General features: G+C 70.4%; 13 protein-coding genes. 7 read left to right on the top strand and 6 right to left on the bottom strand.

Annotation, left to right across the window (positions count from 1 at the left end):
- Window positions 1-38: 38 nt before the first annotated feature.
- On the bottom strand, window positions 39-431 hold the full coding sequence (locus tag PVK74_RS09760) for a VOC family protein (RefSeq protein WP_043329945.1): 393 nt from the start codon (window positions 429-431) through the stop codon (window positions 39-41).
- An 817-nt stretch (window positions 432-1,248) separates the two neighbouring features.
- On the opposite strand from PVK74_RS09760, the gene PVK74_RS09765 reads away from it, so the two are divergent.
- From PVK74_RS09765 to PVK74_RS09795, 7 genes are read left to right on the top strand one after another with little or no spacing between them, the layout of a single operon-like run.
- Window positions 1,249-2,430, top strand: a complete 1,182-nt coding sequence (locus PVK74_RS09765; RefSeq protein WP_199744108.1) for an aminotransferase class I/II-fold pyridoxal phosphate-dependent enzyme — start codon at window positions 1,249-1,251, stop codon at window positions 2,428-2,430.
- Window positions 2,427-3,413, top strand: coding sequence for a UbiA prenyltransferase family protein (locus PVK74_RS09770; RefSeq protein ID WP_274478893.1), 987 nt, complete (start codon window positions 2,427-2,429; stop codon window positions 3,411-3,413). Before PVK74_RS09765 ends, PVK74_RS09770 begins: the two co-directional genes overlap by 4 nt.
- Before the next feature lies 1 nt (window position 3,414).
- Entirely contained in the window at window positions 3,415-4,464 is a 1,050-nt protein-coding gene (locus PVK74_RS09775) for a thiamine-phosphate kinase (RefSeq protein WP_069088338.1), read from the top strand.
- Window positions 4,464-5,459: an NAD-dependent epimerase/dehydratase family protein gene (locus PVK74_RS09780; RefSeq protein WP_210882269.1), complete on the top strand. Its 996-nt coding sequence runs from the start codon at window positions 4,464-4,466 to the stop codon at window positions 5,457-5,459. The genes PVK74_RS09775 and PVK74_RS09780 overlap by 1 nt, the downstream gene beginning before the upstream one ends.
- The gene (locus PVK74_RS09785) at window positions 5,446-6,366 is read left to right on the top strand and encodes a diacylglycerol/lipid kinase family protein (protein WP_043322980.1); all 921 of its coding nucleotides are present in this window, start codon (window positions 5,446-5,448) and stop codon (window positions 6,364-6,366) included. The genes PVK74_RS09780 and PVK74_RS09785 overlap by 14 nt, the downstream gene beginning before the upstream one ends.
- Window positions 6,367-6,386: 20 nt before the next feature.
- On the top strand, window positions 6,387-7,703 hold the full coding sequence (locus PVK74_RS09790; RefSeq protein WP_104112261.1) for a glycosyltransferase: 1,317 nt from the start codon (window positions 6,387-6,389) through the stop codon (window positions 7,701-7,703).
- Entirely contained in the window at window positions 7,700-8,890 is a 1,191-nt protein-coding gene (locus tag PVK74_RS09795) for an acyltransferase family protein (RefSeq protein ID WP_210882267.1), read from the top strand. Before PVK74_RS09790 ends, PVK74_RS09795 begins: the two co-directional genes overlap by 4 nt.
- A gap of 64 nt (window positions 8,891-8,954) precedes the next feature.
- Here PVK74_RS09795 and PVK74_RS09800 read toward each other — a convergent pair whose 3' ends face one another.
- The 5 genes from PVK74_RS09800 to PVK74_RS09820 all read right to left on the bottom strand — a co-directional run bounded on the left by PVK74_RS09800 (window position 8,955) and on the right by PVK74_RS09820 (window position 17,083).
- Window positions 8,955-10,295 carry a cytochrome P450 gene (locus PVK74_RS09800; RefSeq protein WP_158629871.1) on the bottom strand — a complete coding sequence of 447 codons (1,341 nt, stop codon included), beginning with the start codon at window positions 10,293-10,295 and terminating at the stop codon, window positions 8,955-8,957.
- A gap of 151 nt (window positions 10,296-10,446) precedes the next feature.
- Complete coding sequence (locus tag PVK74_RS09805; RefSeq protein WP_187692950.1) at window positions 10,447-12,102, bottom strand: glycoside hydrolase family 43 protein; 1,656 nt, start codon at window positions 12,100-12,102, stop codon at window positions 10,447-10,449.
- A 285-nt stretch (window positions 12,103-12,387) separates the two neighbouring features.
- A complete protein-coding gene (locus PVK74_RS09810) occupies window positions 12,388-13,830 on the bottom strand; it encodes a pectate lyase family protein (RefSeq protein ID WP_043322973.1) in 1,443 nt (480 codons plus the stop codon).
- A gap of 62 nt (window positions 13,831-13,892) precedes the next feature.
- The gene (locus PVK74_RS09815; protein WP_274478896.1) at window positions 13,893-15,551 is read right to left on the bottom strand and encodes an RICIN domain-containing protein; all 1,659 of its coding nucleotides are present in this window, start codon (window positions 15,549-15,551) and stop codon (window positions 13,893-13,895) included.
- A gap of 38 nt (window positions 15,552-15,589) precedes the next feature.
- Window positions 15,590-17,083 (bottom strand): family 43 glycosylhydrolase, encoded by a 1,494-nt coding sequence (locus PVK74_RS09820; RefSeq protein ID WP_274478897.1) that lies wholly within the window; start codon window positions 17,081-17,083, stop codon window positions 15,590-15,592.
- Window positions 17,084-17,100 lie beyond the last annotated feature (17 nt).

Consider the following 17,100-nt stretch of genomic DNA (forward strand, 5'->3'; position numbering starts at 1 on the left):
ATGACACGGGCCATGCGGACGCCTGCGTGGCCGCGCGCCTATTCCCACGCCTGGGAGAGGGACTCGAAGGTCTTCGGATCGCTGTGGCACGGGATGACACACACGAGATGACCGCCCGGAGCCCGTAAGGTGATGCACTCCAGCCAGCGGCCGACCTCGACAGCGCCGAGGGCGATCAGCCGGCGTGCTTCGGCCTCGACGTCGTCGGTCTCGATGTCGACGTGATATCGAGCCGGCTCGTCCACGGACTGTATCGCGAGCACCAGGCCGGGCAACGCGCCGTGCAGAGAGGTGAACTGCGGCTCGTCGGGGACTGTCCGTGCCGGAACGCCGAGTGCCGTCGACCAGAAGGCGGCGGCTGCGGGCGCCTCACCGCCCGGCACGTCGATCAGGATCGTCGAGAGTCTGCTGCGATGCGCCACGACGATCATTATCCACATTCTCCCGCCGATTCGCCTGCCCGATGCGCGACCGGTCAAAGCCGGGCAGCCGGAACGAAGATGCGGGTTATTCATCGACGACTATTCGTTGATCTTGTCGAACCGGCCGGATGACCCCTGTTCAAGCCCTCGATCACCGCCCTGCGCACCGCACCGGAAGCCGGCGTGGACCCCGCGCCCGGGAGGAACCGACGCCCGAAGCGGGGTGGACTCGCGCTGCGGATCCGGCGTAGCATCCTGCCCCAGAGAGATCGCTTAGCGATTCGCCGCTGATGAATGTCGACAGCGGAACGGGGGAGGTACCGGTCTATGCGTTGCCGTCGAAATACCGTTTTCATCGGGCTGCTGTAGAAGCGCGTCTTCTGGTTCTGGTCCTGGCTTCCGAGAGCCTTCGCAAGCCTGATGGCCTGATGCCGGCTGATATCGCCGGCCCCGGATCGAAGTGCAGGCCGCGCTGCCCGGATCACCCGCTCGCATTCGGAATGGCCGAACCGCGGCCGGCGGCCGTCGTTCACCCGGGCGAACCCGCCACCGGCGTGTCGGCGCGCCGTTGCGCCAGGCCGCCGGGCAGGTCCGGCCACCCTGCGGCGAGAGCCCGGGCCCGCCTCGGCGGGCACCCACCCGCAGAGCCTCCGTACGCCGTCCGCGTCCGATCGCCCACCTCCCTCCGCACAGCGGTTCCGTGCCGGCCGGAACCGGTCGGCGGTGCGCCGCCGTCCGGAGCGAGTTCGCCGACAGCTGGGGCAGCAGGTCCGCCCGATGACCTGATGCACACGGGGTACCAGACGAGAGGGGTTACGCGAACGTGGTGACAGTGGACATCTTCGGCCGCTGCCGGTCGTACACCGAGAGCAGGGAGGCTCGCGCGGCCAGGCTCTACCCGTACTTCACTCCTTTCGAGGGGCAGGACGCGACCGTCGCGCAGACCGGGGACGGCGACATCCTGATGTGCGGCTCGAACAACTACCTCGGACTCACCTCCCACCCCCAGGTGAAAGCAGCGGCGCAGGCGGCGATCGAGGCGTACGGGTCGTCGCGTACGGGCTCTCGGCTGCTCAACGGCAACACACCTCTGCACGAGGAACTGGAGCACGAGCTGGCCGAGTTCCTCGGCATGCCGGCCGCTCTGGTGTTCCCGACCGGCTACCAGGCGAATGTCGGAGTCATCGCGTCGCTGCTGTCTCGTCACGACGAGGTCATCCTCGACCGCGAGGCGCACGCCTCGGCCTACGACGGCTGCGGCATGAGCCGGGCGAAGACCCGCCGGTTCGCCCACAACGACATGGCCGACCTGGAGCGGCAGCTGGCGGCCGGCCCCTCGGACGCCGGCCGGCTGGTCGTGGTCGACGGCGTCTACTCGATGGCCGGCGATCTGTGCCCGCTGAACGAGGTGGTCCGGCTGTGCCGGCAGTACGGCGCCCGCCTGCTCGTCGACGACGCGCACGGCATCGGCGTGCTGGCCGACGGCCGGGGCACCAGCGCCCATTTCGGCGTCACCGATCAGGTCGACCTCGTCACGGTCACCTTCAGCAAGTCGCTTGCGTCGATCGGCGGCGCGGTGCTCGGTCCGGAGGATGTCATCGAGTACCTCCGCCACCACGCGCGCAGCCTCATCTTCAGCGCATCCGCGCCGCCGGCGAACCTGGCCGCCGCCTACGCCGCGTTGCGCATCCTGCGGGCGGAACCGTGGCTGTGCCGGCAGGCGGTCGAGAACGCCTCGTACGTGCGTCGCGAACTCACCGCCCTGGGTTACGACCCGATACCGAGTGAGACGCCGATCGTGTCGGTGCGGCTCGACGGCGTCCAGCAGACCCTGCTCGCGTGGCGCAGCCTGCTGGACCGCGGCGTGTACGTCAACGCCGTTGTCCCCCCGGCCGCCTCGCCCCGGCTGCGGGCGAGCTTCGCCACCACGCACACGTCGGAGCAGCTCAAGCGCGTCGTCGCCGCGTTCGCCGAAGTCCGCGACCTGATGCACCTGGAGGACCGATGACCGTCAGCCGGCTCGAACCCGCAGTCAGCACCCGGGACCTGCTGGTGGCCTGGGCGCGGATGTGGCGGCTCCACTTCGTGCCCTTCTCGCTGTCGGCCGGTCTGGTCGGCATGACGGCGCCGCCGGTCGGGGCCAGCGCCGCGAGCATCGTGATCGGGCTGCTGTTCTGCACCCTCGGATACGGCGTCGGCGTGGTGATGAACGACTGGTTCGACCGCAAGGCCGACGCCGTCAACGCGCCGGACCGCCCCTTCGTCACCGGGCTGATAAACCCCCACGTCGGGCTGGGGCTGACGCTCGCGCTGTCCACCGCGCTGATGCTGGTGGCTGTCGTGGTCGCACCGACGCTGGCCCTGTGGAGCGTCATCGCGATCGGCGGTCACCTGGTCTACTCCTGGACCAAGCGCATCCCCATGCTGGGCAACCTCGTCAACGGCGTCGACATGGCGCTGTTCACGGTGCTCGGCGCCGTGGCCGTCCGACCCGACGCGGGATGGCTCGACATCCCGGCGATGACCTGGTTCCAGACGGCGCTCGTCGCGGTCGCGTTCAGTGGCTTCTGCCTCGTGGGGTACTTCAAGGACATCGAAGGCGACCGGGTCGCGGGCTACCGGACGCTGCCGGTGGCCATCGGGACCAGGGCCTCCAGCCGGATCGCCGTGGTGTTCCCGGTCGTGGCGGTGGTGGCCGCGGGCGCGGCGGCCGTGGCGGGCGCCGATCGCGCGGGCGCCTATGCCGAGGTCGTCTTCTGGGCGCTGCTCGTCGCGTCCGGGCTCGGGTTCACGCAGAGTCTCGTGACGCTCATCAGGGCGCCGGAGACCCGCGCGTACGAGGCGCTGGTCTGGTTCATCAGGGCGACCACGCTGTTCTTCCTGTCGCTCGGCGCGCTGCACCGGCCGACGCTCTTCCTCGTCGTCGCCGTTCCGATGATGGCATATCTGGAGCTGACGTTGCGCGCGACCCAGTCTTCCCGGCAGGCATGACATGACCTCCACCGCCTGGAACCGGCTGTCCCTGAACGCGGCCGAGGGCAGCCTGATCACCGCGATACGCGAGTGCATGGTCCGGTCGCCCCGGCAGCTCAACAACGCCTTCGAGGCCGACGCCGAACTCCTCGATCTGGGCGCCGGCGGGCTCCTGGCACTGACCGTCGACACGTTGAACGACGGCGCCGAGCTGGCCACCGCCACCACGCCGTACGCGAAGGGGTGGTTGACCACCACCGTCAGCGTGAGTGACCTCGCCGCGGTGGCCGCCGACCCGGTCGCCGTGCTCGTCTCCTGCTCGCTGCGCCGGGACAGATGGACTCTCGAGGACGCCCGCGAGTTCGGGCGCGGCGCGTCCGAGGCCGCCGAACGCTACGGCTGCCACGTCGTTGGCGGTGACACGAACTGGGCCAACGAGGAGAGCTTCACCTCGTGTGCCCTGGGTACGCTGCGCCGCGGTTCCGTCCTGAGCCGGCTCGGCGCCCGGCCCGGTGACGCGCTCTACGTGACCGGTCCGGTCGGAGCCGGCAACGCGGTCGGATTCCGCACCCTGGCGCTGGGCGGCACGGCGGCGGGCGATCCGTGGCTGCCCGAGGCGCGGGTGGCCGCGGGCGATCCACTGCGCCGGTACGCCCGGGCGTGCATCGACACCAGCGACGGCCTGTTGAGCGCGGCGGTCAGCCTGGCCGAGCTCAATGGCCTGGGGGTCGAGGTGGTGCTGCACGACGAGGTGTACGCGCCGATCGCCTCCGCCGTCGCGGAGGCGGCCCGCCTGCCCCGGTGGTGCTCGGCTGCCGCGGAGTGGGGCGAATTCGAGCTGCTGTACGCGATCGATCCGGCCGACGCGGAGCGATGCTCCCGGGCGATGTCGGAGCGCGGCCTCCAGCCCGCGCACGTGGGACAGTTCGTCGCCGGCCCGGAACTGCTGCTGATCGACGAGTCAGGCCAGCGCCGGGACCTGCGCACCCTGCTGCCGCGCATGCGGGCGCTCGACCCGGCCGGGTCGTTGCTCGCCGACCTGCGTGCACTGCTGACGGGCGGCTCGTGATGGGGTCCCGTGTCGCGCTGGTGACGGGTGTCACCGGCTGCGTCGGCCGCGCGGTCGCGGCCGCGCTCGCGGAGAACGGCTGGTCGGTACGAGGGCTGGTGCGGACGCCCGCACCGGACCACGCGACGTACGCGGCGCACCTCGGTGACCTGACCGATCCGGACTCGCTGCGTGGCTCCTGCGCGGGCGTCGACCTCGTGGTGCACGCGGCCGCCGATCTGACCGACTGGCGGCCCGGCCCTCGCATCTGGCAGGTGAACCGGGACGGCACCCGGGCGGTGCTGGACGAGGCGCGACGCTGCGGCGTCTCCCGGTTCGTCTACCTGAGCACCGTCGACGTCTTCGGTTTCGACGCCGCGAAGGTCATCGACGAGGCGTCACCGCGGCGGGTGCCGCGATACCCGTACCCGCTGTCGAAAGCTGCCGGGGAAGACGTGGCGTGGTCGTACCACGGAAACGGCCTGGACGTCACTGTGGTGTACCCCGCCTGGGTCTTCGGACCCGGTGACCGCAATTTCCTGCCCGAGCTCGTGCGCGGACTGCGAGACGGCAAGCTCGTCCAGTTCGACCGCGGCGCGCCCCCGATCGAGTTGACGTACAGCGCGAACCTGGCCGACGCGATCGTGCTGGCCGGCACCGCACCCGGGTGCGCGGGTGGGCGGTTCATCGTCGGCGACTCGTACGGCCTGACCCTGGCGCGGCTGTTCGCCGCGGTGGCCGAGCGGATCGGGGCAAGGCCACCGACCTCGTCGGTCCCGTTCGGCGCGGCGCTGGCCGTGGGCGCGCTGTCCGAACTGGCCGGGCTCGCCGGCATCGGCACCGGGTCGGGCCGGCCGTTGCTCACCCGTTACGCGGTCCGGTCCGTCGCCGGAGGAATGCGGTACGACGTCGGCCGGATCCGGTCGATCGGCTATTCACCACGGGTCGGCTTCGCGGAGGCGCTGAGCCACTCCCTGGCGGACCTGACGAAGGAGCAGGCACATGGCGGCCGGTGAGCGCGGCCCGGCCGTCTGCATCGTCAACCCCGCTTCCGGGGTCCAGCGCGGGCGCACGATCGAGCAGCGGATCGCCACCGAGCTACCCGAGGCGGACTGCTGGTTCACCCGCCACCCCGGGCACGGCATCGCGCTCGGGCGACAGGCGGTGGAGGACGGGTACGGCACGGTGGTGGCGGTCGGTGGTGACGGCACACTGTCCGAGGTCGCCAACGGGGTGCTGGTGGCGGGCGGGGAGAAGGTGCGGCTGGCGTACGTGCCGGCCGGCACCTGCAACGACTTCGCCCGCGGCCTGCGGCCGGTCGCCGACCTCGGCGGTCTGCTCGACCGCGCCCGCGACCGGGAGACCGATGTCGGCGAGGTGACCTTCACCCGGCCCGACGGCACCCGGGGCCACAGGTACTTCCTCGTCAGCTGCACGGTCGGGCTGATCAGCGTGATCGGCCAGCGGTTCACCGAGAAGACACCGGCCAACCGGGTCCTCAAGCGGCTCAACCTCCAACTCGCCGAGACGGCGTCCAGCATCCGGACGCTGGCCCGCTGGCGGCCCGTCGCGGTGCGGCTGGAACTCGACGGCGAACCGTCGCACCAGATCATCACCAATCTGGCCGTGCTCAAGGTGCCGTACTTCGCCGGCGGGCTGACCTTCGGCCGCGCCGAGCCGCCGCGGGCGGGTTACCTGGACGCGGTGCGGGTGGCCGGCGTGGGCCGGGCCGGCGTGGCCGGGCTGATGTGGCGGGTGTTCCGCGGCGCCGCCGCGGGACACCCGGCGATCCACCGGCAGGAGGTGCGCACCGTGCGTGTCGACGCGGACAGTCCGCTGCCGGTGGAGGTGGACGGCGAGATCGTCGGACGTACCCCGGCCGAGTTTTCGATACATCAGTCGCGTCTGACGACTGTGGTATGAGCCCAGCGAGGGAGCGAGACATGCCTGCCCCGAACACGTTCCACATCGGACTGGTGGTCCCCGACTACACCGGTCAGCTCAGCCCGATGGCGACGCTCGGCAGGGAACTGCTCCGACGCGGCCACCGGGTCACCCTGGTCTCCCTGCCGGACGCCGGGACGAGGTCGTTCACGGCCGGGTTCGCCTTCGCACCGATCGGCGAGCGCGAGTTTCCGGTCGGCACACTGGCCCGCTTCTCCGAGGAACAGGGCCGGCTGACCGGTCTGGCCGCGATCCGTTTCATCGTCCGCGGTTACGTACGGGAGGTCGAGGTCCTCCTGCGGGACCTACCGGGGCTGGTGCAGCGGCACGGCATTGACGCGCTGCTGGTGGACCAGGTCTACGGCGCGGGCAACTCCGTCGCGGAACACCTCGACCTTCCGGTCGTGAACGTCTGCAACGCGCTGGCGCTGAACACCGAGCCGGGTGTACCGCCGTTCATGACGGCGTGGCCGTACCATCCCTCACTGCTCGCGCGCGTGCGCAACATGCTGGGCGACCAGGTGATCGCCTGGGTCATCCGGCCGGTGGTGCAACGGATCAACGAACGTCGCGCCGCATGGGGCCTGCCGCCGGTCAAGGGAGTCAACGACGGCTCGGACCTCGCCCAGATCACCCAGCAGCCGCCGTTCTTCGACTTCCCGCGCACCCGGTTGCCGGACACGTTCCACTACACCGGGCCGTTCCATGACGAGGACAGCACCGAGCCGGTGTCCTTCCCGTGGGAGAAGCTCGACGGTCGCCCGTTGATCTACGCGTCGATGGGCACCCTCCAGAACCGCCTCCCGCACATATTCCGGGCGATCGCCCAGGCGTGCTCCGGACTCGACGCGCAACTGGTCGTCTCCCTCGGCAGCACGGATGTCGAGCCGCCGGCCGACCTGGCCGGCAACCCGATCGTGGTGCGGTACGCACCACAGCTCGACCTGCTGGCGCGGGCGTCCCTCGTCATCACGCACGCCGGAATCAACACCACGCTGGAGTCCCTCGCCCACGGCGTGCCGATGGTCGCGCTACCCGTGGGCAACGACCAGCCGGGCGTGGCGGCCCGGCTCAAGTACCTCGGCGCGGGCGAGTTCATCCCGGTACACAAGGTGACTCCGGGGCGGCTTCGTGCGGCCGTCGACAGGGTGAGCGGCGACCCCGCCTACCGGGCGAAGGCCCAGCACTACAAGCGCAGGATCGCGGAGTTGGACGGCGTACGGCGCGCGGCCGACATCGCGGAGCAGGCGTTCCGGACGCGCCGGCCGGTACGCCGACAGGAGTTGTCCGACACCACGGAGGGTGGCCGCCGATGACACAGCAGGCGGGCCGCATGGCCCGGCAGTTGCCGACGCTCAACGGGTTGCGGGGGATCGCGGCCGTGACGGTCTTCTTCTCCCACACGACGTTGTTCGGCTTCTTCGCCGACGGCCGGATCGACGACTGGTGGTTCGCCGTCCTCAGCCGGACCGGCTCTGCCGCCCTCGGCTTCTTCTTCATCCTCAGCGGCTTCGTCCTGACCTGGTCGGCTCCGGAGCACGAGCCGAAGCGCCAGTTCTGGCGCCGCCGGGCCGCCCGGATCCTGCCGAACCATCTGGTCGTGTGCGCCGTGGTCGTCGTTCTCATGGTCCTGATCCGGGGCGGCGCGCCGCTGTGGCCGACGCTGGCGAACATCACGCTGGTGCAGAGCTGGATCCCGGACGAGTTCATCTTCAACGGAATCAATCCGCCGAGCTGGTCGCTGAGCTGTGAGATCTTCTTCTATGCGTCGTTCCCGTGGCTGCTCGCCGGTTTCCGGCGGCTCTCCGCCGTCTGGCTCTGGTGGATCGCCGGTGGCATCGTCGCCGCGATGCTCGTCGCCCCCGTCGTCTCCACGGCGTTCCTTCCCGCCGAGCCGACGTACACCTATGCGGATGCGGCATTTCCGCAGTTCTGGTTCGTGCAACAGTTTCCGCTGATCCGGATGCTGGACTTCCTCCTCGGGATCGTCATCGCCCGGCTCGTCATGCAGGGCCTGTGGTTCCGGCTGAGCCTGCCCGCCGCCGCACTTGTCACGCTGGCCTTCTACGGCGTCTCCGAGGTCGTGCCGCTGCTCTACTCGGTCGTCGCGGCGATGGTCGTCCCGCTCGCGCTGCTGGTGGCCGCCGCAGCCCGGGCCGACGTCGAGGGGCACCGCTCACCACTGCGCGGGCCGGTCGCCGGCTGGCTGGGCGACACGTCCTTCGCCTTCTATCTCATCCACATCCTGGTGCTGTACGGCGCCGGCAACATGTCCCCGGAGGGCTTCGGTGTCGCCGCTGCGCTGGCCGTCATGGTCGGCGCGTACCTGGTGACGCTCGGCCTCGCGTCGCTGTTGCACGTCAGCGTGGAACGGCCGATGATGCGCCGGTTCGCCAGGCCCCGCAGGCGTGCCGCCGATCCCCGGCCCGCCGCGGTGACTGGCGCTCCACCAGCCGTCGAGGCGGTGCCCGCCGCGAAGGGCGAAGGGTCGCGGGTCACGTAGCGACCGACCCTCACCGGAGCCGGACGCGCCCTGGCTGACCCCGTCGGATCAGCCAGGGCGCGGTTCACCGGACGGTCAGCGTGGCCCGGACCGCGCCGGCCGGACGAAGAGTGACCATCGGTACGAGCTCCAGCCTCTCGTCGCGCGTGTCGACGCGATAGCGGGCGAGCAACGCGCTCAGCAGTACGGTCATCTCCAGCAGCGCGAAGTGTTCCCCGATGCAGCTACGCGGCCCGCCACCGAAGGGGAAATACGCATAGCGCGGCCGCTCCTGCCGGCCGAGGAACCGGTCGGGCTCGAAACGCTCGGGGTCGGGCCAGAACTCCGGGTGCCGGTGCGTGACCCAGGGAGCGAGTACCACCTTGGTGTTGGCGGGAATCCGGTGACCGGAGACGACGACGTCCGTCTCGGACATCCGCTCCATGCTGTACACGGGCGGGTACAGCCGCATGCCTTCCAGGACCGCGGCCCGCACCAGTTCCCCGTCGCCCGTGGCGGCCTCGGCCGCGACCCGCTCCTGCACGTCGGGATGGCGGCCCAGCAGGTGCATGGTGAAGGCCAGCCCGGCCGAGGTCGTCTCGTGGCCGGCGAGCAGGAACACCAGGACCTGGTCCCGGATCTCCTCGATGGACAGCGCCTGCCCGGTCTCCGGATCCTCGGCCGCGAACAACCGGCTGAGCAGGTCCTCCTTACCCTCCCCGACCGCCCGGCCCTGTCGATCGGCGATGATGCGGTCGACGATTTCGTACTGACTCGCGCGTACCTGCCCGATCCGGCGTGCCCGCGGCGTCGGCCAGCTCAGCGGCAGCTTGACCACCTGCAGGGCGCGCGCCAGCGCGAGGTCGCCCAGAATCGGCATGAGCTCCTGCAGACGGGGTACGACCTCGTCGATGTCGTCGCCGAACAGCGCCCGGCCGACGACACGCATGGTGTAGCGCTGCATCACCTGGTAGAGGTCCACGACGGATCCCGTGGTGAGCGCCATGTCGTCGGCGACGCGGGCTGCCTCCTCGGTCATCAGCTCGGTGTAGCGGGCCACCCGGCGCGGCGTGAACAGCGGTTGCAGCGTCCGCCGCTGTCGCAGCCACCGGTCTCCGTCGCTGGTCAGCAGGCCCTCGCCGATGAACTCGCGGAGGATCTCGTACGCGCTCGCGCGGCGGCTGAACACCTGCGGCGTGGTGAGGACCTGGTGGATGCCGTCGGGGTGGTGCACGTTCACCACGTCCATGCTGACGGCGCGCGGTCCCTGGGGCAGTCCGACGTGGTACGCCACCACGTCGCCATACGTGTGGAAGCCGTCCAGAATCGTGCCCAGCAGGTCGCGGCGCAGCGCCGGCAGCATGCCGAGGAGCGGATGCCCGGCCGGACCCGGCACGACGGCGGCCTTTGACAATTGCGTCGTCACGATGATCCCCCGTTCGATCGATCGACGTACGTCGACCATGTTTCCACGTGCCGCGCCGAGACGTCGACCGACCGGGTGCGCAACGCGACGCGGCCGGGCGCGGACGCCGGGGACGGCGCACACACCCGGCCGCGATCAGGCCGGCCACTACTCACCAGGAGCGGTACGAGGCCCAGTCGAAGTCCGCGTATCCGCCTTCGGCGCCCAGGTCCTGTACCCAGAGGCCGACGAACGCGCCGGTGAAGCCCCAGCCCTCCGGCTCACCGTCCACGAGCGTCGCCGCGTACTCGTCGGACAGGATGGTGGCGTCCAGTTCCGCCGGCAGCCCGATCCAGTGCGCCGCGCCGGCTGGTTGATAGGCGAACGTGACACGGGGACCGTCGAAGGTGACCCGCAGCGTGATCTCCCCCGCTTCCGGCAGTTCGACGCGGCACGCGTCGTGCATGGCCCGCCGGCCGTTGTCGGACGACATCACCTCGAGTACCGGCCGCCCGTCGTCGTCGGCGGTCACGTAGGCGAAGTGCCAGTTGCGGGTGTTGTAGTAGGCGGTGACGCCGGCGAGCTGGCGGTAGTTGGCCGGCTCGAAGCGCATGTGCGCGGTCAGCTCGCACTGCTGCGCGGTCACACGGCGCGCGACCAGGCTCGGACGCTGGCGGCCGACCGGCGACTGCCCGCCCTGGATCCGCAGGTACGACGGACGCGACGTGAGGTCCACCCAGTCCGCAGTGGCGGGGCGGCGCAGCGTCGACCACTCCGGGCCGAGCACCGGCCCGGTGAAGTCGTCCCGGTCCTCCGTCGGATCCTCTGCCGGCTCGGCTTCGCCCGGCACCGGCACCGTCACCGCCGGTACCCCGCCCTCGATGCGCGGCCACTCCCCCTCCGGCCACTGCACGGCCTGGATCGCGGTCTCCCGGCCGAGCACGCACCGGCCGAGTGGGGTGTACGGCCGGGCGGTCAGGTGCGCCAGGTACCAACGCCCGTCCGGCGTGGACACGAGACTGCCGTGGCCGGCCTTCTGCAGCTCCAGCTCGGGACGACCGTGCGAGGTGAGCATCGGGCCGGCCGGATCGACCTCGTACGGCCCGAACAGGCTACGCGAGCGGGCCACTGTCACCTGGTGCGTCCAGGACGTGCCACCCTCCGCGGTCACCAGGTAGTACCAGCCGTCCTTCTGGTACAGGTGCGGCCCTTCGGTGACGCCGACCGTGGTGCCGTGGAAGATGACCCGTTCGGCGCCGACGAGGCGACGGGCCTCACGGTCGTACTGCTGGATCTGAATGCCGGCGAACCGGTCGCGGCCGGGCCGCCAGTCCGCGGTCATCGACAGCATCCAGGTCGTGCCGTCCTCGTCGTGGAACAACGCCGCGTCGAACCCGCGCCCGTGCAGCACCACCGGATCCGACCAGGGCCCGGCCAGGTCGGACGCGGTCACCAGGTAGTTCTGGGGATCCCAGTACCCGCTGGCGAAGCTGGCGACGTCGGCGTAGAGGAGATGGAACTCGCCATCCACATAGGACAGATCGGGCGCCCAGACGCCACAGGAGTCACCCGCCCCGGTGAGGTCGAGAAGACGCCGCTCGGTGAGGACGCCGCCGAGCGGGCGCCAGTGCACCAGGTCGGTCGAGTGGTGCAGGCGGACACCCGGGTACCACTCGAAGGTCGACGTCGCGATGTAGTAATCGGTGCCGACGCGCAAGATCGACGGGTCGGGGTTGAAGCCGGGAAGAACCGGATTTCGGATCAGACGGCCGCGCACCTCGCCGCCGTGGGGCCCGGCTGTTTCGGGGCTCTTTGTTGCGGTCGTCATGTCGCTTCTCCGTAGCGGTAGCTTGTCGAAAGTTTCGGCGAACTTCGATCGCCCGACCGGCACAGACTATCCGTTGAAGCGTTCTAGTGACAATGTCGACGACCAGTACATCTGTGTTCTGTTAGCGCTTTCTGTTTCCGGAACTTCTTCCGATAGTTCATCCCGTCACCCCCTCGGCGGCCCCGCAATGAGAGCCCGGCCCGGCCCTGCTTCCGACGGCTGGGCCGGCCCGAGAAAGCCCGGGCCGGCCCAGCCGGTGAGGTGGTGGCGCCAGGCGGCGCGCGGTCAGACGCTGATCCGGCCGGCGCCGGCGCCCGCCGTCACGACGGACTTCACGTCGCAGGCGGCGTCCATCGTGTACGGGTACGGGATGCCGGCGACGCTGCCTCCGGCCTGCCCGGCCCCCGAGTTGACGAAGCAGTTGTTGCGTGCGACCAGGGATCCGGGGCCGGAGGAGCCCTCGCCCCGGTGGTAGGGGTCGGCGGTGTTCTCGAAGTAGTTGCCCTCCACGAGCACCCCGGCGTTCATCGTCGACGCCACCCCGTAGCCGCCGACGTTGCTGTAGAGGTTGTTGTAGACGTGGACCGGGTTGCCGAAGCGCACCCGCGGGTGGCGCTGGTTGGAGCCGTCGAACCAGTTGTGGTGGTAGGTGACCCGCAGGTGCCCGACGTCCTGGCTGCCGTTGTCGTCGCTGTGGCCCAGCAGCATCGACTTGTCGTGACCGTAGACGCGGTTCCAGGACACGGTGACGAAGTCGGAGCCGCGCTTGATGTCGACAGCGCCGTCGTACCCGTTGGTGAAGCTGTTGTGGTCGATCCAGATGTTGGTGGCCGACTGCTCGACGTTTATCGCGTCGTCGTTCCAGTTGCGGAAGTTCAGGTTGCGGACGATGACGTTGCGGTCGCCGCTGACGGTGAATCCGCAGCCGGAGATCGTCGCGCCGGCGTTGCCGAGGATCGTCTTGTTGGAGCGGACCCGCAGCATGCCGGAGCAGGAGATCGTGCCGGAGACCCGGATCACCGCGGCGCTGGACGACCCGAGCGCGCTGGACAGGGCGGACGCGCTGGTCACCGTGGTGACGGCGGCGTTGCCGCCGCCGGTGGTGCCGCCGTTCTGGGTGGCCCAGCCGACCAGCCCGGTCTGGGGCGTGCCGGGGCTGCCAGCGCCGATCGGCACCAGTTGCCACTGCTGGTTCCACCCGTTGAGGTCGGTGTACTGGCTGATCCGGGCGCCGTCGGCGGTCGACCGCTCCCAGACCTCCAGGGCCTTGCTGGAGTGCCTGTTGATCAGGCGGACGTAACCGCTGTCCGAGTCGAGGACCCGGAACTGCTGGTTCGTGCCGTTGAGGTCGGGCCACTGCCGGTACTCGGCGCCGTCGGCGGTGTTCCACTCCCACAGGTCGATCACCTTGCCGCTGTGGCGGGCTCGCAGGCGGTAGTAGCCGCTGCCGGAGGAGACGAACTGGAACTGCTGCCACGCGCCGTCGTTGCGGGACCACTGCTGGATCACCGCGCCGTCGGCGGTCGAGGTGTCCCGGACGTCGAGGACCTTGCCGCTGTTGCGGTTGACCAGCACGTAGTACGCGCCTGTGTCGATGGTCGCGGCCTGGGCCGAGGGCGATGCGACGACCGCGCCGACGGTGCCGACGACGAGGGCGCCGGCGGCGGCGACCACTGACCGCCAGCGGTGCCGCCGGCGCCTTTCGGTGGTGGTGAGAGCCGTTGTCACGGGGACTCCTCCGGTGGACGGTGGTGGTGGGTGGGTGGTGCGGGGGGGTGCGCCTGCGGCGCTCAACACCAGGTCAGCGTCGAGTTGACCCGCGTGACGTTGCTGATCGTGTTGTTCGCTCCGCCGCAGGGACTCTGGGTGATGTTGGTGTTGGTGACGGTGAGGTTCTGGAAGCGGATGCCCGAGGAGATCGGGAACTCGGTCCGGGAGGCGATGCGCACCTCGCCGCCGCCGGTCACCGTGCCGGACACCCCGGCGATCGTGACGTTGTAGCAGTTCTCCACGAGGATCGAGTTGTTGCCGGTGTTGGAGATCGTCACCCGGTCGACGACCGCGCCGCCGGACTCCGACACGCAGAAGATCCCCCGGCCGCCACCGGACGCGATCACGGTGCCGACCCGGATGTTCGTCGGGTACGAGCTGCCGATCCGGCCGTTGCGGTTGGCCATCCGGAACGCCGCGTAGCCGGTTCCGGTGCCGGCGCCCTGCGCGTCGACGGTGCCCACTGTGGCGTTGATCGTGTCGTTGAGCAGCAGACCGGAGTATCCGGTGTTGCGCGCGGTGACGGTGCCGATCGTCAGGCCGTCGACGCCGTACGTCTCGACGCCGTGCGCGCCGGTCCCCGACACGTACACGGTGTCGATGCGCACGTTGCGCACCTTGACCGCCCGGTCGCCACCGTGGTTGTCGATCCGCACGCCCAGGCCGCCGGACAGCCGCATGTCGATCTGCCCGAGCGTCAGGTTGTTCACGTTGCGCATGAAGATCCCGTACAGCGGAGCACCGGTGAGCGTCAGGTTCTGCACCTCGACGTCGGTGGTGCCGCGGGAGTAGACCGGCGCGTAGTCGCCCGACCCCGAGCCGGTCACGTTGATCGTGCCGCAGACCGCCAGCGTCGTGTACGACGGCAGCGACAACCGCGAGCCCGCGCTCATCGAGCCGGAGCCGCGCACCACCACCCGCTGCTTCGCGGTCCGTCCCGGCGTCAGCGAGTTCACCGCCGCCTGCATCGCGGCGAGCATGTCCGAGCCGGTGTACACGGTCGACGATCCGTTGCGGGCCGTCCAGGTTCCACCGTTCAACACGGCCTCGGCCTGGTACGAGCCGCTGCCGCACCCGGTGGCCGGTGGCGGCGTGGTGGGTGTGCCGGTACCGATCGGGACCAGTTGCCACTGCTGGTTGGCGCCGTTGAGGTCGGTGTACTGGCTGATCCGGGCGCCGTCGGCGGTCGACCGCTCCCAGACCTCCAGGGCCTTGCTGGAGTGCCTGTTGATCAGACGGATGTAGCCGCTGTCCGAGTCGAGGACCCGGAACTGCTGGTTCGTGCCGTTGAGGTCGGGCCACTGCCGGTACTCGGCGCCGTCGGCGGTGTTCCACTCCCACAGGTCGATCACCTTGCCGCTGTGGCGGGCTCGCAGGCGGTAGTAGCCGCTGCCGGAGGAGACGAACTGGAACTGCTGCCACGCGCCGTCGTTGCGGGACCATTGCTGGATCACCGCGCCGTCGGCGGTCGAGGTGTCCCGGACGTCGAGGACCTTGCCGCTGTTGCGGTTGACCAGCACGTACCAGGCGCTGGTGTCGATGGTCGCGGCCTGCGCCGGCGGCGCGGCCACCACCGCCACGCCGATCGCGCCGGCCACCGCCGCCACCAGAGCCAGCACCAGGCCGGCCCGCCGGGGCCGTCGGGCACCGGGCGGCGACGTCACTGCGGGGTTGAGCATCGTGGACCTCCAAAGGGGGTACGCCGGTTTGCGGGCGGCTACTCCAGGTGGAAGGTGGCAGTGGCCCGGTCGGCGCTGGTGTCCACCGCTTCGAGCTGGAGCAGTCCGTCGCGGTGGCGGACGTACCGGCCGCTGTAGTTCTGCGACTCCAGCGAGAGCGCCTCGGGCGCGGCCAGGCCGGGACGGCGCTGGAAGCTCGCGTCGTTGTCGAACAGGGTGGAGCCGTCGTCGCGTTCGACGTAGAGGGCGAACGCGCGGTGCCTCAGGTAGTAGCCGGGGAAGTTCGTGGACTCCAGCGACACCGATCCGCCGCCGGCGAGGCCGGGGAGGATGCGGAACTGCGAGTCGGCCAGCTTCGTCACGTTCGGCTCGACGCGGGCGCGGTAGTCGTAGTGCCGGACGTAGCTCGTCGTCAGGTCGTGTGACCGCAGCCGGACCGGGGTGGCCCCGTCGGGCACGGGGATGCCGAAGTTCGGGGTGCCGTCGGCGTTCCAGTACAGCTTCTGGATCCGGGTCCGCCGGTTCGGGTCGTTGAGCGGGTCGCCGCTGATGTCCCGGTAGTTGCGGTCGTGGTAGACCAGGATGTCGCTCTGCCCGTCCTCGGAGACGGTGAAGGAGTTGTGTCCGGGGCCGTACTGGCCGGTGGCGACGCTGCTGGCGAACACCGGGGTCGGGCTCTTGCTCCAGGCGGCGGCGTCGAGCAGGTTCGCGCCGGCGGACGCGGTCAGCATGCCGAGGCAGTAGTTGGCGTCGGTGGCGCTCGCCGAGTAGGTGAGGAACACCCGGCCGTTGCGCTGGATCACCGTCGGGCCCTCGGCCACCCGGTAACCCCGGGTCTCCCAGTCGTACGTCGGCACCACCAGCCGGGTCACCGTGCCGGTGATCTGCCACGGGTTGGCGCCCATCCGGGCGAGGTAGACGTTGGAGTTGGTGGAGATGCCGGGTTCCTGCTGGGCCCAGGTCAGGTACCGCACCCCGTTCACGACGAACGTGGAGGCGTCCAGGCTGAACGTGTCCCACGGCGTGGTGATCCGGCCGCGTTCGGTCCACGAGCCGGACAGCGGGTTCGCGCTCGCGTTCTCCAGCACGTACATCCGGATCCGCCACACGTCGTCGGTGCGTCCGGCGGCGAAGTAGACGTACCACCTGCCGTTTATGAAGTGGATCTCCGGCGCCCAGATATGGGCGCCCATCTCTCCGCTGGTGTGCCGGCGCCAGATCGTCGTCTCCGCGGCGCCGGCCAGTCCCTGGAGGGTGGTGGCCCGCCGGAGCACGATCCGGTCGTACTCCGGCACCGTCGCGGTCATGTAGTAGTAGCCGTCGCTGTGCTTGACGATGTGCGGATCGGCACGCTGGTTGACCAGCGGGTTGGTGTAGCTCACCGCCGGTGCGGCCTGCGCGGGTCCGGCCACCGGCAGGCCGGCGGTCACGGCGATCGCCGCGAGCGCCGCGGCCAGCATCGGCCGCAGGCGACGGCGTGCGGGCGCCGCGCCGGCCCGGTGGGCCGTGCGGAGCAGGTGTCGAAGCGGCATGTGCCCTCCCAGGTGGG

This window comes from Micromonospora chalcea, from assembly GCF_028768405.1.
GTDB classification, from domain to species: Bacteria; Actinomycetota; Actinomycetes; order Mycobacteriales; family Micromonosporaceae; genus Micromonospora; species Micromonospora chalcea.

Bases quoted from the DNA above. Each gene is read 5' to 3' on its own strand.
- PVK74_RS09760 (WP_043329945.1), bottom strand. From the start codon at position 431: ATGATCGTCGTGGCGCATCGCAGCAGACTCTCGACGATCCTGATCGAC.
- PVK74_RS09770 (WP_274478893.1), top strand. From the start codon at position 2,427: ATGACCGTCAGCCGGCTCGAACCCGCAGTCAGCACCCGGGACCTGCTG.
- PVK74_RS09775 (WP_069088338.1), top strand. From the start codon at position 3,415: ATGACCTCCACCGCCTGGAACCGGCTGTCCCTGAACGCGGCCGAGGGC.
- PVK74_RS09780 (WP_210882269.1), top strand. From the start codon at position 4,464: ATGGGGTCCCGTGTCGCGCTGGTGACGGGTGTCACCGGCTGCGTCGGC.
- PVK74_RS09785 (WP_043322980.1), top strand. From the start codon at position 5,446: ATGGCGGCCGGTGAGCGCGGCCCGGCCGTCTGCATCGTCAACCCCGCT.
- PVK74_RS09790 (WP_104112261.1), top strand. From the start codon at position 6,387: ATGCCTGCCCCGAACACGTTCCACATCGGACTGGTGGTCCCCGACTAC.
- PVK74_RS09795 (WP_210882267.1), top strand. From the start codon at position 7,700: ATGACACAGCAGGCGGGCCGCATGGCCCGGCAGTTGCCGACGCTCAAC.
- PVK74_RS09805 (WP_187692950.1), bottom strand. From the start codon at position 12,102: ATGACGACCGCAACAAAGAGCCCCGAAACAGCCGGGCCCCACGGCGGC.
- PVK74_RS09815 (WP_274478896.1), bottom strand. From the start codon at position 15,551: ATGCTCAACCCCGCAGTGACGTCGCCGCCCGGTGCCCGACGGCCCCGG.
- PVK74_RS09820 (WP_274478897.1), bottom strand. From the start codon at position 17,083: ATGCCGCTTCGACACCTGCTCCGCACGGCCCACCGGGCCGGCGCGGCG.